Source organism: Rossellomorea sp. YZS02, from assembly GCF_033963925.1.
Lineage (GTDB): Bacteria > Bacillota > Bacilli > Bacillales > Bacillaceae_B > Rossellomorea.
The window spans coordinates 51,851-64,825 of the sequence record NZ_JAXBLY010000012.1 but is presented as its reverse complement, the minus strand read 5'-3'; the positions used below and the strand labels follow the sequence as shown (position 1 = coordinate 64,825).

The window sequence follows — 12,975 nt, the reverse complement described above, 5'->3', positions numbered from 1 at the left end:
GACAAAGCAACATATCTTGACCTCCTCTATCATACTATACAGTAGACCCCGGTCTAACTTGTATTATCAACAACGATAAGAGGGAGGGTTTTGAATGAATGTCTGGTTTGTATTATTGAACATTTTGGTGTTTCTTGTTCTCATTGGTGTTTTATTTCATATGCAAAGAAAAAATGTTTCGTTTTCAAAGCGGGTCTTTAGCGCGCTCGGACTGGGTATTGTTTTCGGTCTCAGTTTACAGTGGGTGTATGATGCGGGGAATGAAAATGTCACCCAGTCGATTGAATGGTTCAATATTGTGGGAACAGGTTATATTAAGCTGCTTCAAATGATTGTCATGCCCCTCGTGTTTGTGTCGATTCTTTCAGCATTTACAAAATTGAAACGATCTTCTAATCTAGGGAAAATTTCTGTATTGATCATCGGTTTGCTTGTGGGAACTACTGCTGTTGCGGCTGCAGTCGGAATTGCGACAACCGCAGCATTCGACCTTGAAGCCATCCAAATTGATCAAGGAAATGCCGAAGCAGCAAGGGGTGTTCAATTGGAGGAGCGGGCAGCTGCTCTAGAAGGTCAAAGCTATCCTCAAAAAATCTTGGAGCTCCTGCCTCAGAATCCTTTCCTTGATTTGACCGGAGAAAGAGCAACGTCCACCATAGCTGTTGTGATATTTGCAGCCTTCATCGGTGTCGCCTATTTAGGGGTTCAGCGTAAGGAACCTGATGCGGCTGAATTCTTCAAGAAAATCGTGGATTCTCTCTATGCAGTCGTAATGAGGATCGTAACCCTTGTATTGAGGCTGACGCCATTCGGAGTGCTTGCCATTATGGCTAAAACGGTCGCACTGAGTGATTTCGATGCCATTATGAAGCTTGGTGAATTTGTAGGTGCTTCCTATGTTGCATTGATTATCATGTTCTTGATTCATTTAATATTACTGACGCTTACGGGACTGAATCCGGTCACATATGTGAAAAAAGTACTCCCCGTATTGGCCTTTGCCTTTACATCCAGGTCCAGTGCAGGGACGTTACCCCTTAACATTCAAACTCAGAAAAATAAACTCGGTGTATCAGAAGGGATTGCCAACTTCTCGGGATCTTTCGGTTTATCCATCGGACAAAATGGATGTGCCGGTGTATATCCTGCAATGCTTGCCGTCATGATTGCGCCGACGGTTGGCATTGACCCATTAACCCCTTCGTTTATTTTGACGCTTGTTGCTGTCGTTGCCATCAGTTCCTTCGGTGTTGCAGGAGTTGGCGGTGGTGCCACATTTGCAGCTATTCTCGTCTTGTCTGCCATGGATCTTCCCGTGGCGTTAGCGGGTCTATTGATTTCAATAGAACCTTTGATTGACATGGGAAGGACAGCTGTTAATGTGAGTGGAGCGATAACATCGGGTATCATAACGAGTAAGGTAACGGGAGAACTTGATACTGAAACCTATAATAAAGACATGATGGAAGCGGACGCTTAAATGTCGGGCTGGCTCATACTCCGATGAGCCAGTTTTTTTTATGAGTAATTTTATTTTTTTAAGTCTTTATAATTGAAAATTCAGACAATATTATTTACTATAGAAGTAACATACCGACCGGTTAGTATCTTTGGTGTGTGAATGACTGAATGACATAGGGAGGCAGGAATATGCATGTAAAGAGCTTATTTGATTTGTCTGGTAAGGTGGCACTGGTGACTGGTGGAGGCAGGGGTCTAGGAAAGCAAATCGCAACGGGATTTGCAGAGGCAGGAGCCAATGTTGTTGTCTGTTCAAGAAATGTAGAAGCATGTGATGAAGTCAAAAAGGGTTTAGAGGGTATCGGTGTTCAAGCTCTTTCCTTTCAATGTGATGTCACGAACCCTGAAGAAGTCGAGAGGGTTGTGAATGAAACCAAAAAAGCGTTTGGCCGCATAGACATCCTGGTGAATAACAGCGGAGCTTCATGGGGGGCTCCTGCAGAAGAAATGCCCCTTGAAGCATGGCATAAAGTCATGAATGTAAATGTGAATGGGACCTTCATTATGTCACAGGCCGTAGGAAGGCTGATGTTAGAACAGCAGGAAGGGAAAATCATCAATATCGCATCTGTAGCTGGTCTTCAAGGTACTGACCCAAGGTATATGGATGCCATCGGCTATAGTACAAGTAAAGCAGCAGTCATCAATTTCACGAAGGATCTTGCCGTGAAATGGGGCTCTCGGGGCATACATGTTAACGCAATCGCACCAGGCTTCTTTCCGACAAAAATGTCTAAAGGAATCCTCTCCCATGCAGGGGAAGCCATTTTAGAAGGTACGCCATTAAATCGGTTCGGCAACGAAGATGATCTAAAGGGAGCGGCTCTATACCTTGCTTCCCGTGCATCTGATTTTGTAACGGGATCCGTCCTTGTGGTGGATGGCGGCTCATCAGCCATGTAACAAGTGAAATTAAATCAATAAGGAAGGAAGGATGTCATGGAGTTCTCCCACTCTCCGAAAGTACAAGAATATCAAAATAAGCTATCCCGTTTTATGCAAGAGTATGTTTATCCGAATGAATCATTTTATGAGGAACAGCTTAATAGGCAAGAAACTCGCTGGAGCACCGTCCCGCCTATCATGGAAGAATTAAAATCCGAAGCAAGGAAACAAGGGTTGTGGAACTTATTTCTCCCCGATAGTGATTTTGGTGCAGGGTTAAGCAATGTGGAATACGCACCGCTGTGCGAGATCATGGGAAGGTCCCTGATTGGTCCGGAAGTGTTCAATTGCAATGCTCCCGATACAGGTAATATGGAAGTATTAGAGCGTTATGGAACACCTGCCCAAAAGGAGCAATATCTGATTCCCCTCCTCAATGGCGAGATCCGCTCCTGTTTCTCGATGACGGAGCCGGAAGTTGCCTCATCCGATGCCACTAACATCAAGGCAAGTATTGTTCGGGAAGGAAATGAATACGTCATCAATGCCACGAAATGGTGGTCATCCGGGGCTGGTGATCCTAGGTGCAACTTCTCGATATTGATGGGGAAAACAGACCCTGGGGCAAGTCGCCATGAACAACAATCGATGATCATTGTACCATTGGACACGGAGGGTGTTAAAATCGAGCGGATGCTTCCTGTTTTTGGATACGATCATGCCCCTCATGGTCACGGTGAAATCACCTTTACCGATGTACGTGTGCCTCTTGAAAATATGATTTGGGCAGAAGGGAAAGGATTTGCCATTGCGCAAGGCCGGTTAGGTCCAGGCAGAATTCATCATTGCATGCGTTTGATCGGTGCAGCGGAAAGAGCGCTAGAGGAATTATGTAAGCGCGTTCATTACAGGGAAGCTTTCGGTAAGAAACTTTCATCTCAGGGGGTCGTAATGGAATGGATCGCTGATTCACGAATTGAAATCGAGCAGGCACGCCTTCTGACCATGAAAGCGGCTTATATGATGGATACCGTCGGAAATAAATTGGCCAAACAGGAAATAGCGATGATAAAGGTAGTGGCTCCTTCCATGGCATTACGTGTTATAGACAGGGCGATTCAGGCATTTGGGGCTGCCGGGGTATCAGGAGATCATTCAATGGCCGCACAATGGGCGAATGCCCGCACATTACGTCTTGCCGACGGGCCAGATGAAGTACATCGTGCTCAACTCGCAAAATTAGAACTGAAGAAATATCAAAAAGCCTCTCCGGTAGAGAGCTAGGAAGAGAGAGTGATTGATTATGAAGCTATCGGGTAGGGTTTCGATCATAACTGGCGGGGGTGGTGGAATAGGACGTGCGACCGCTCTGAAATTTTCTGAAGAAGGGGCTTCCGTGGTCGTGGCAGATATGAACGAACCGTCCGGTGAAGAAACAGTTAGACTCATCAGGGAAAAAAAAGGGCGTGCATTATATGTAAGAACGAATGTGAGAAACAGTGAAAGTATTCAAGAGCTCGTACATAAAACGGTCGAGCACTTCGGAAATCTGGATATCCTCGTTAATAATGCAGGGATCGGACAGTCAGAAGTCAAGAGTGTCGATTTAGAAGAAACAGAATGGGATGATGTCCTTGATACCAACTTAAAGAGCATTTTCCTGAGTATGAAATATAGCGTACCGGAACTGATGAAAAAAGGCGGGGTCATCGTGAATGTTTCGAGTCTTCTGGGTTTGAAGGGAAGAAAATACGTATCAGCCTATAATGCTGCAAAAGGCGGAGTGGTTTTGTTGACGCAAAATGCCGCACTGGAGTATGGAAAAGATCGTATCCGGGTAAATGCTGTAGCTCCAGGTGTCATCGATACAAACATCATTGAAGGGTGGAAAAAGGATGAAAGGAAATGGTCGGTGATATCTAAATCAAATGCCCTCAGAAGGATAGGAAACCCGGATGAAGTGGCATCTGCGATCTTGTTCCTGGCATCGGATGAAGCCTCCTTTATCACTGGAGCCACATTACCAGTAGATGGTGGTGGATTGATTTATTAGGCAAGTCAGAGGCGTATGAAATATCTGAAATGAAAGGAATGATCTTGTGACAACTAAATCATGGCACGCTCATTACCCTGTATCGTTCGAGACTGATATTCCGGCAATTGATTTCTCAATACCTGATATGCTTCAACAAACCGCGACTACGTACCCTGCACATCCTTGTATAAGCTTCTATCAAAAGCGCATGGCGTATAGTGAACTCCAAGGTGCTGTTACATTGTTTGCCTCTTCCCTTCAGCAAATCGGGACGAAGAAAGAAGATCGGGTAGCCATCATGCTCCCAAACTGTCCCCAATATGTCATTTCATATTATGGAATTCTTACCGCAGGCGGGATTGTCACACAGGTGAATCCGATGTCAGTTGAAAGGGAACTCATTCATTTACTAAATGACTCCGGGGCGAAGACAATTGTTGTATTAGACCGCTTTTTTCCACTTATTCAATCCATTCAAAAGGAAACAAAGGTGAAATCGATCATTGTCGTCAGCTTCCAAGGGGAGAACCAAGAGACTGATTACACGTTTGATGGATTTTTGAAGGTTGGGGACGGTGAGGTTTCTCCCGTTTCAATACAGCCAGAAGATGTGGCTGTCCTTCAGTACACAGGCGGAACGACAGGCTTATCTAAGGGCGTCATGCTCACACATAGCAATATCCTTTCAAATGTTATGCAAAGTCAGCGCTTTTTTAAAGAAAGCATTCAAACAGGGAAAGAAAGAAGTCTGAGTGTGATTCCCTTCTTTCATGTATTTGGAATGAATTCATGCATGAATCTTTCCATCTATTCAGCGAATGAAATGATCCTGCTACCACGTTTTGAGCTCTCAGAAGTATTATCAACCATTAAGAGGGAGCAACCCACATTGTTCCCAGGTGTGCCGACCATGTATGTGGCGATTACGAATCATCCTTCTGCTGAAGAGTATGGAATTGATTCGATCAAGTTATGCAATAGCGGAAGTGCCCCCATGCCGGTTGAACTATTAAACCAGTTCGAGAAGAAAACAGGGGCAAAGATATTGGAAGGATATGGCTTGTCAGAAGCTTCTCCGACGACCCATTGTAATCCTGCGTTTGCAGAACGGAAGCCTGGAACCGTCGGAATTGGCCTCCCGTCTACAGATTATAAGGTAGTGGATTTAGCGACTGGTACGAAGGAAGTACCTCCAGGAGACATTGGAGAGCTGATTATCAAAGGTCCCCAAGTTATGAAGGGGTACTGGAATTTACCTGAAGAAACCGCCAATGCCCTTCGTGATGGATGGCTATACACAGGAGACATTGCCCGGATGGATGATGAAGGATATGTATCGATTGTGGATCGCAAGAAAGATATGATCATTGCTTCAGGTTACAACGTGTATCCCCGGGAAGTGGAAGAAGTCATTTATGAACATCCAAGCGTTCAGGAAGCAGTCGTGATCGGAGTCCCTGACTCATATCGGGGAGAAACCGTGAAAGCCGTAATGGTGTTAAAGGCTGGGGAAAAGGTGTCAGAACAAGAATTGATCAGGTTCTGTCAGGAAAATATGTCTTCATTTAAAGTACCAAGGATCATCGAATTCCGGGACGAACTTCCAAAGACGAGTGTAGGGAAGATTTTAAGAAGGGCCCTTCGGGAGAGTGTGATATAATTCAGAGGATATATGCAGATTGAGGGGACTTCAAATGAAAGAAAAAATGACAGAACAAGCAGTACGATTATTTGATCAAAAAGGCTTTACCGTCACGTCCATTCAAGATATCGTTGAATCGATCGGGGTGACAAAAGGAACATTTTATTATTATTTTTCCAGTAAAGAAGAGCTTTTAAAGGACATTCATATGAAATATATAGATGGCTTATTGTCCAAGCAGGAAAGAATACTGGAAGATGACAGCAAATCTTTCAGTGAGAAGCTTTTTGACATGATTCATCTATCCATCGTGGACATCAAAGAGCAGGGGGCCAGTGCCAAAGTGTTTTTCAGAGAGATGAGACACTTAAGCGATGAAAGCTTGAATCAAATTGAACCAAAACGGGATATGTACCGCTACAATATTGAGAAACTTTTGAAAGAGGGCAGAAAGTCGGGAGATTTCCGAAACGACTTTGACGTTTCCGTTGTCGCTTTTGGTATACTCGGCATGATGAACTGGAGCTATCAATGGTTTAAGCCGGGTGGGGAGAAAACGGATAAAGAAATAGCAGGTACGTTTGTCGATATGGTCTTAAAAGGGATTCAAACAGAATAGAGAGGGAAAGTTTCACCATTTCCTCTGGCTGTAACATACCAACTGGTTAGTATTTATTATGAAAGAAGGCGGATAAATGAATACCATCACCGTAAAGAGTAGGTTCTGCGAAACAGATGCACTGGGGCATATTAACAATACCACCTATTTTGTCTATTTAGAGGAAGCACGAATTAAATTCTTTGAAACAATCGGATTCGACATGGACGTGAAGGATTGGCGGTTTATTTTAGCTTCCACCAAATGTGATTTCGTATCACAAGGCTACTTCAATCAAGAACTGGAGATCACCACCTATATTTCCAAAATCGGATCAAAAAGCTTTCAATTGGAGCATGATATTCTGTGTGCGGATACTCATCAACTGATTGCGAGAGGAAACGCGGTGATTGTCTACTTTGATTTTCAGGAACAACGAAGTAAAGCAATCCCTGAACTGTTAAAAACCCAGTTAAACATTCATTTTCGTTCTGAGAAAACTGAATATTCTTGAACTTGAATCTAGGAGGGGTAAAATGACGGAACAGGTGGAATATGAAACGGTTTCAGTACGAAAAGGGGAAGAGTTAAATGAAAGCAAATTAAAGGACTTCCTGGAAGAGCACTTTCCTGATCTGCATAAAGAAGAGTTGAACATTAAACAGTTTTCTGCGGGGCACTCAAATCTTACGTATCTGCTCTCAATGGGGAAATGGGAAGGGGTTTTGAGGCGTCCCCCTTTAGGACCGGTCGCACCGAAGGCACATGATATGAAAAGGGAGTTCAGGATCCTTTCAGAGGTACACCCTTTATTCGACGTTACACCAAAACCATATGTATTCTCTGAAGATGAAGGGATAGTCGGAAGCCCATTCTTCATCATGGAACGAAAAAGAGGGGAAGTATTTGATACGTCGTTTCCCCCTCATCTTGATGTGACCCCTGAGTTATGCAAGAAGATCTCAGAAGAAATGGTTACAAAATTGGTCGAGCTTCATTCCATTGATCATACAAAAACATCACTTCACGAAATCAGTAAACCCGAACACTTTATGGAGAGACAGGTTCACGGATGGATCAATCGTTATGAACGTGCAAAGACTAGTGAGATTCGTGAAGTGGGCCATCTGACACAATGGTTAATCGAAAACGTTCCAGAAAATGCTGAGTCGACGATCATTCATTATGACTATAAATTAAACAATAGTATGTTCTCTGATGACCTGACATCCATGGTGGGATTATTTGATTGGGAGATGGCAACCGTCGGTGACCCCCTTGCAGATTTGGGAGTCGCCATGGGGTATTGGATACAGCAAGATGATCCCGCCTTGTTGAAATACGGCCTTGGGAAGCCTCCAGTGACAATCATGGACGGCTTTTACAGCAGAAGACAATTTATCGAAAAATATGCTGAAAAAAGCGGCAGGGACGTAAACCATATTCATTTCTATTTGTCTTTTGCCTACTTTAAGCTCGCGGTTATTGTGCAGCAAATTTATTACCGTTTTAAGATGGGACAGACAAGTGATGACCGCTTTTCCGGGTTCGATCGGTTTGCCGAGTCTTTAATTACCCTGGGAAATCAGGCAGCATTTAATTTCAGGGAACAAATATAAGGGGATGAATATGATGCAATCACTTTTAGTCGAAAAGAATGATCGAGTGTTGAATATAACCTTAAATCGACCAGACAGCTTAAATTCATTTGATGAGAATATGCTTACTGGATTGATTGAAGCGATAGATGAGGCTGGACGGAATCAGGAGGTCAGGGCGATCGTGATCCGCGGTGCCGGAAGGTCATTCTCTGCCGGTGGCGACGTGAAAACGATGGGAAGTACGACATCAGCCCAAGTCTATGAACATATCGGAATACTAAATTCATGTATAAAAGCCATCAAGGAAATAGAAAAGCCCGTCATTGCAGCTGTCCATGGTTTTGCCGCAGGAGCCGGATTTAATTTAGCATTGGCCTGTGATTTAATCATTGCATCTGAGAGTAGTCAATTTGCACTGAGTTTTTCTAAAGTAGGGCTCATTTCTGATGGAGGGGGTTCTTATTTTCTCCCACGGTTGATCGGTCCTCATCTTGCAAAGGAGTTCTTCTTCACGGGTGAACCTGTTTCTGCCCGGAGGATGTATGAATTAGGTGTGATTAACAGAATGGTACCGGCTGATAGACTGGAAGAAAAAACCGATGAGTTGACTTCTACATTAGCTATGGGTCCAAGCAAAGCCTATGGAATGATGAAAAAAATGATTGATCGTTCATTCACCACTACCCTGGATGAAATGCTTGAACAGGAAAGAATCACTCAAACGTTGATGATTTCAACGGAAGATCATGCAGAAGGAGTTTCAGCGTTTAAAGAAAAAAGGACCCCATCTTTTTCAGGGAATTAGGAGGAGTATAGATGAAAGCGATTCAATTTAAGGAGTTCGGTGGTCCCGATGTATTGGAGAATGTGGATATTGCCATGCCTTCACCTGGGGGGAGAAAGGTATTGATCAAAGTGCATGCCTCTGCTGTCAATTATGCAGATACGGCCCGGAGAGAAGGTCAATATGTGGTAAAGACCCCCCTTCCTTACATTCCTGGTGCAGAAGTATCCGGCATCGTAACCGAAGTCGGGGAAGACGTGACAAGGGTAAAAAAAGGAGATCGTGTCGTAGCGATGATGGAATCAGGAGGATATGCTGAATATGCCATGACAGATGAACGATCCATTATCCCACTTCCATATGGCTTGGATTTTAAAGAAGCGGCCGCAATACCAGTACAGGGATTGAGTGCGTACCATATTTTGAAAACACTTGGTAGACTCGAGCAGGGTGAGACTGTTCTCGTACATGCCGCAGCAGGTGGTGTCGGGCTCCTTGCCGTTCAACTCGCAAAGCGATTCGGTGCAGGTAAGGTAATCGCCACTGCCAGCACAGAAGAAAAACTCCACCTTGCGGAAGAAATGGGTGCAGATGTACTAGTCAACTACACAGAAGATGAATGGGAGAAAAATGTGTTGGAGGCGACAAGTGGAAATGGTGTGGATCTTGCATTGGAGATGGCAGGTGGTGACGTCTTCTACAAAACATTAAAATGTCTTGCCGATTTCGGAAGACTCATCATTTACGGTGTCGCCAGCGGCGAGCAAAGCAGATTTTATCCATCCTCACTAATGGCCCGGAATCAGTCGGTGACCGGATTTTTTCTTCCTCCTTTGATGAGGGATTCCGAATTGACCCAGAAAACGTTGCACGAGATCTTTCATTATGTGGCAAGCGGTGATTTGAAGGTCACAGTCGGACACGTATTTCCATTGGAAGAAGCGGCTAAGGTTCATTCCCTCATGCAAGGAAGACAAACAGTCGGAAAAGTGATCCTGCAGCCATGATTTTAAAATAATAGGGGGAAGAATGATGAACTTACGCTTATCAGACGAACAAAGAATGATCCAGAAGACCATCCGTCGATTTGTAGAGAAGGAATTGATTCCTTTAGAAAATGAAGTGCTCCGAAATGAAAGGGAAGGAAAGCCCAGCCTCTCGCCGGAAAAAAAGTATGAGCTGCAAATGAAGGCTAAAGATGCCGGCTTCTGGGGCATCAACACTCCCGAGGAATACGGAGGGGCGGATCTCGGTCACATGATGATGGCCATCGTCTATATGGAAATCTCCAAGACCTTTGTTCCATTCTCCTTCGGCGGTTATGCCGATAACATACTTTATTACGCCAACGAAGAACAGAAGAAAAACTACTTGATCCCAACCATTAATGGAGAAAAGAAATCGTGTTTTGCCATGACGGAACCCGGAGCGGGATCTGATACCCGTAATATCCGTACCACAGCAGTGAAAGAAGGAAACGAATGGATATTAAATGGGGAGAAAACGTTCATTACGGGTGGAAACGAAGCAGATTTTGTCATGGTCATGGCCGTCACGGATAAAGAAAAACACCAGCTTACGGGGAGAGACGGGGTCACCTGCTTCATTGCCGATAGAAGTATGGGCTGGAAGTCCGAATATATCCATACGATGGGTGAATGGGGACCGGCGAGCCTTATTTTTGAAGATGTAAGGGTTCCTGAGGAGAACATCCTTGGTGAAATCGATAGAGGTTATGATCTGGGCTTGGAATGGATCGGCTTTGCCCGCTGGATTGTAGGTGCCCAGGCGGTTGGAGCAGCAGAACGCCTTCTTCAAATGGCCATCGACTATTCGAAAGAAAGAGAAACATTTGGTAAACCTATCGCGGACCGGCAGGCAATTCAATGGCAGATTGCGGATTCTGCGGTAGAAATTGAAGCGGCCCGCTGGCTTGTGTTAAATGCAGCCTACACGCTCGATCAGGGTGAGGACAATCGCCATGTGGCATCGATGGCAAAGCTTTATGGATCAAATATGGGAAATCGAGTGGTCGACCGTGTCTTGCAAATTCACGGGGGGATGGGCTATACAAGAGAGCTTCCCATCGAGCGCTGGTATCGTGAGGCAAGGTTATGGCGCATTTATGATGGAACTGATGAAATCCAAAAACTGATCATCTCAAGAAATTTATTAAAAGGGCATGTGAAACTGGGGCAATTTATATAATTTTACAAGGAGGCAAAAGGAATGGGCGAACGATTCAGAGGAAAAGTGGCACTGGTGACGGGTGGAAGCAGAGGGATCGGTAAATCGATTGCGGGACTACTGGCTGAAGAAGGAGCGAAGGTGGCCATTATCGACGTGAATGAAGAGGCGTTGAATGATGCGGGAGAAGAATTTAAGCAGTATGAATTGTATACAAAAATGGCCAATGTCGTGGAATCACAGGAAGTGGAAAATGCGATGAAGGAAGTGTATGAATCCTTTGGCTCCCTTGACATTGTTGTCAATAATGCAGGTGTCATCAGGGATAATCTGCTATTTAAAATGACCGAGAATGATTGGCAAACCGTCATGGATGTGCATTTGAAGGGGTCATTTAATGTAGCGAAGGCAGCGCAGACATACATGGTGAAGCAAAGGTATGGGCGCATCATCAATATCTCTTCGACCTCTGCTCTCGGGAACAGGGGACAGGCAAACTATGCCACAGCAAAAGCGGGTCTTCAAGGGCTTACGAAAACCCTCGCCATTGAGCTCGGACCGTTTGGAATTACGACCAATGCGGTAGCACCCGGTTTCATCGAAACCGAGATGACGAAAGAGACGGCGAAACGAATAGGGATTACATTTGAGCAATTGGTAGAAGCGAGCCTGCAAGGAATCCCCGTTGGAAGAAGCGGGATTCCTGAAGATATTGCCAACGCAGTGGCCTTTTTTGCAGACGAAAAGTCATCTTTTGTCAATGGTCAGATCCTTTATGTAGCAGGTGGACCAAAAAATTAAAAAGGGAGAAAGAGGTGGAAATTATGTTTCAAGCATATATTGGGAAACGTTCGGCTCCAGTCCTAAATATTGTGGAAAAAGGTGCGGTGAAGAAGTTTGCGGAAGCGATAGGAGATCCCCATCCCATTTATGTTGATGAGCATGCCGGGAAACGGTCGAGATATAAAGGGAACATCGCTCCCCCAACTTTTCCGAGAGTATTGGAATATGGCTCCGTTGAAGGTTTTCATTTACCCAATGTGGGATTGATACATGGCGAACAATCCTTTCGATATGAAAGGCCATTGAGGGTAGGAGAAGGCATACGGTGTCATACTGAAATTAAAGACTATTATGAACGAAATGGGACAGGTGGGAAATTGGGCTTTCTTGTCATGGAAGACGTGGGTGAAGATATGCACGGGGAAAGGATTTTCACCTCTCAAGCGATTGTCATTATTACAGAAACAGTCAGAAAGAGGTTGAGTAAATGACAACACCACTATCACTCCATGTAGGAGCTAAACTTCCTCCGGTTGAATTGGATCCAGTATCGAGAATCGATTTAATTAAATATGCAGGGGCTTCCGGGGACTATAATCCCATTCATACGATCGATGACGAAGCCTTGAAGCTTGGCCTGCCAGGAATCATCGCTCATGGCATGTGGACGATGGGGAATGTGTCAAAACTCTTCAGTCCTTTTCATGAAGAAGGATTTATCAAGGATTACTCGGTACGCTTTAAAGGGATGGTCATGTTGGATGATGTGATTACATTGCGGGCAGAAATGCTGGATAGACAGGATAACCTTCTCCATTTTAATGTCACTGCAACCAATCAAGCAGAAAAAACAGTGATTGAAGGTAAAGTTGTCTTTGAGTTGATTTCTTAGTTTGAGAGAAAGAAAGTCACAGAATAATGAAAACAGCACTATCTAAA

General features: G+C 44.4%; 14 protein-coding genes. All 14 read left to right on the top strand.

Annotated elements, in window-relative coordinates:
* The first annotated feature begins 94 nt into the window (after positions 1-94).
* Positions 95-1,480: an L-cystine transporter gene (locus SLH55_RS12990; protein WP_320323604.1), complete on the top strand. Its 1,386-nt coding sequence runs from the start codon at positions 95-97 to the stop codon at positions 1,478-1,480.
* Positions 1,481-1,650: 170 nt separating this feature from the next.
* Positions 1,651-2,424 (top strand): SDR family oxidoreductase, encoded by a 774-nt coding sequence (locus tag SLH55_RS12985; RefSeq protein ID WP_320323603.1) that lies wholly within the window; start codon positions 1,651-1,653, stop codon positions 2,422-2,424.
* Between the two features lie 36 nt (positions 2,425-2,460).
* Positions 2,461-3,690 (top strand): acyl-CoA dehydrogenase family protein, encoded by a 1,230-nt coding sequence (locus SLH55_RS12980; RefSeq protein WP_320323602.1) that lies wholly within the window; start codon positions 2,461-2,463, stop codon positions 3,688-3,690.
* A gap of 19 nt (positions 3,691-3,709) precedes the next feature.
* The gene (locus tag SLH55_RS12975; protein ID WP_320323601.1) at positions 3,710-4,459 is read left to right on the top strand and encodes a glucose 1-dehydrogenase; all 750 of its coding nucleotides are present in this window, start codon (positions 3,710-3,712) and stop codon (positions 4,457-4,459) included.
* A gap of 46 nt (positions 4,460-4,505) precedes the next feature.
* On the top strand, positions 4,506-6,101 hold the full coding sequence (locus SLH55_RS12970; protein WP_308807583.1) for a long-chain-fatty-acid--CoA ligase: 1,596 nt from the start codon (positions 4,506-4,508) through the stop codon (positions 6,099-6,101).
* A gap of 34 nt (positions 6,102-6,135) precedes the next feature.
* The gene (locus tag SLH55_RS12965; RefSeq protein WP_219169973.1) at positions 6,136-6,702 is read left to right on the top strand and encodes a TetR/AcrR family transcriptional regulator; all 567 of its coding nucleotides are present in this window, start codon (positions 6,136-6,138) and stop codon (positions 6,700-6,702) included.
* Positions 6,703-6,778: 76 nt separating this feature from the next.
* Positions 6,779-7,195 carry an acyl-CoA thioesterase gene (locus tag SLH55_RS12960; protein WP_219169975.1) on the top strand — a complete coding sequence of 139 codons (417 nt, stop codon included), beginning with the start codon at positions 6,779-6,781 and terminating at the stop codon, positions 7,193-7,195.
* Positions 7,196-7,217: 22 nt separating this feature from the next.
* On the top strand, positions 7,218-8,300 hold the full coding sequence (locus tag SLH55_RS12955) for a phosphotransferase family protein (protein ID WP_320323600.1): 1,083 nt from the start codon (positions 7,218-7,220) through the stop codon (positions 8,298-8,300).
* A gap of 13 nt (positions 8,301-8,313) precedes the next feature.
* Positions 8,314-9,087, top strand: coding sequence for an enoyl-CoA hydratase (locus tag SLH55_RS12950; RefSeq protein WP_320323599.1), 774 nt, complete (start codon positions 8,314-8,316; stop codon positions 9,085-9,087).
* Positions 9,088-9,098: 11 nt separating this feature from the next.
* Positions 9,099-10,073: an NADPH:quinone oxidoreductase family protein gene (locus SLH55_RS12945; protein ID WP_320323598.1), complete on the top strand. Its 975-nt coding sequence runs from the start codon at positions 9,099-9,101 to the stop codon at positions 10,071-10,073.
* Between the two features lie 25 nt (positions 10,074-10,098).
* Complete coding sequence (locus SLH55_RS12940) at positions 10,099-11,274, top strand: acyl-CoA dehydrogenase family protein (protein WP_320323597.1); 1,176 nt, start codon at positions 10,099-10,101, stop codon at positions 11,272-11,274.
* A 21-nt stretch (positions 11,275-11,295) separates the two neighbouring features.
* Positions 11,296-12,054: a 3-oxoacyl-ACP reductase FabG gene (gene fabG, locus SLH55_RS12935; protein WP_219169980.1), complete on the top strand. Its 759-nt coding sequence runs from the start codon at positions 11,296-11,298 to the stop codon at positions 12,052-12,054.
* A 23-nt stretch (positions 12,055-12,077) separates the two neighbouring features.
* Positions 12,078-12,527, top strand: a complete 450-nt coding sequence (locus SLH55_RS12930) for a MaoC family dehydratase N-terminal domain-containing protein (RefSeq protein ID WP_219169981.1) — start codon at positions 12,078-12,080, stop codon at positions 12,525-12,527.
* Positions 12,524-12,928, top strand: coding sequence for a MaoC/PaaZ C-terminal domain-containing protein (locus SLH55_RS12925; RefSeq protein ID WP_320323596.1), 405 nt, complete (start codon positions 12,524-12,526; stop codon positions 12,926-12,928). Before SLH55_RS12930 ends, SLH55_RS12925 begins: the two co-directional genes overlap by 4 nt.
* The last annotated feature ends 47 nt before the right edge of the window (positions 12,929-12,975 follow it).

What these genes read in the sequence shown, in the direction of transcription:
- fabG (WP_219169980.1), top strand. Translation starts at nt 11,296, where the DNA reads ATGGGCGAACGATTCAGAGGAAAAGTGGCACTGGTGACGGGTGGAAGC.
- SLH55_RS12980 (WP_320323602.1), top strand. Translation starts at nt 2,461, where the DNA reads ATGGAGTTCTCCCACTCTCCGAAAGTACAAGAATATCAAAATAAGCTA.
- SLH55_RS12960 (WP_219169975.1), top strand. Translation starts at nt 6,779, where the DNA reads ATGAATACCATCACCGTAAAGAGTAGGTTCTGCGAAACAGATGCACTG.
- SLH55_RS12975 (WP_320323601.1), top strand. Translation starts at nt 3,710, where the DNA reads ATGAAGCTATCGGGTAGGGTTTCGATCATAACTGGCGGGGGTGGTGGA.
- SLH55_RS12925 (WP_320323596.1), top strand. Translation starts at nt 12,524, where the DNA reads ATGACAACACCACTATCACTCCATGTAGGAGCTAAACTTCCTCCGGTT.
- SLH55_RS12950 (WP_320323599.1), top strand. Translation starts at nt 8,314, where the DNA reads ATGCAATCACTTTTAGTCGAAAAGAATGATCGAGTGTTGAATATAACC.
- SLH55_RS12955 (WP_320323600.1), top strand. Translation starts at nt 7,218, where the DNA reads ATGACGGAACAGGTGGAATATGAAACGGTTTCAGTACGAAAAGGGGAA.
- SLH55_RS12990 (WP_320323604.1), top strand. Translation starts at nt 95, where the DNA reads ATGAATGTCTGGTTTGTATTATTGAACATTTTGGTGTTTCTTGTTCTC.
- SLH55_RS12945 (WP_320323598.1), top strand. Translation starts at nt 9,099, where the DNA reads ATGAAAGCGATTCAATTTAAGGAGTTCGGTGGTCCCGATGTATTGGAG.
- SLH55_RS12965 (WP_219169973.1), top strand. Translation starts at nt 6,136, where the DNA reads ATGAAAGAAAAAATGACAGAACAAGCAGTACGATTATTTGATCAAAAA.
- SLH55_RS12940 (WP_320323597.1), top strand. Translation starts at nt 10,099, where the DNA reads ATGAACTTACGCTTATCAGACGAACAAAGAATGATCCAGAAGACCATC.
- SLH55_RS12985 (WP_320323603.1), top strand. Translation starts at nt 1,651, where the DNA reads ATGCATGTAAAGAGCTTATTTGATTTGTCTGGTAAGGTGGCACTGGTG.
- SLH55_RS12930 (WP_219169981.1), top strand. Translation starts at nt 12,078, where the DNA reads ATGTTTCAAGCATATATTGGGAAACGTTCGGCTCCAGTCCTAAATATT.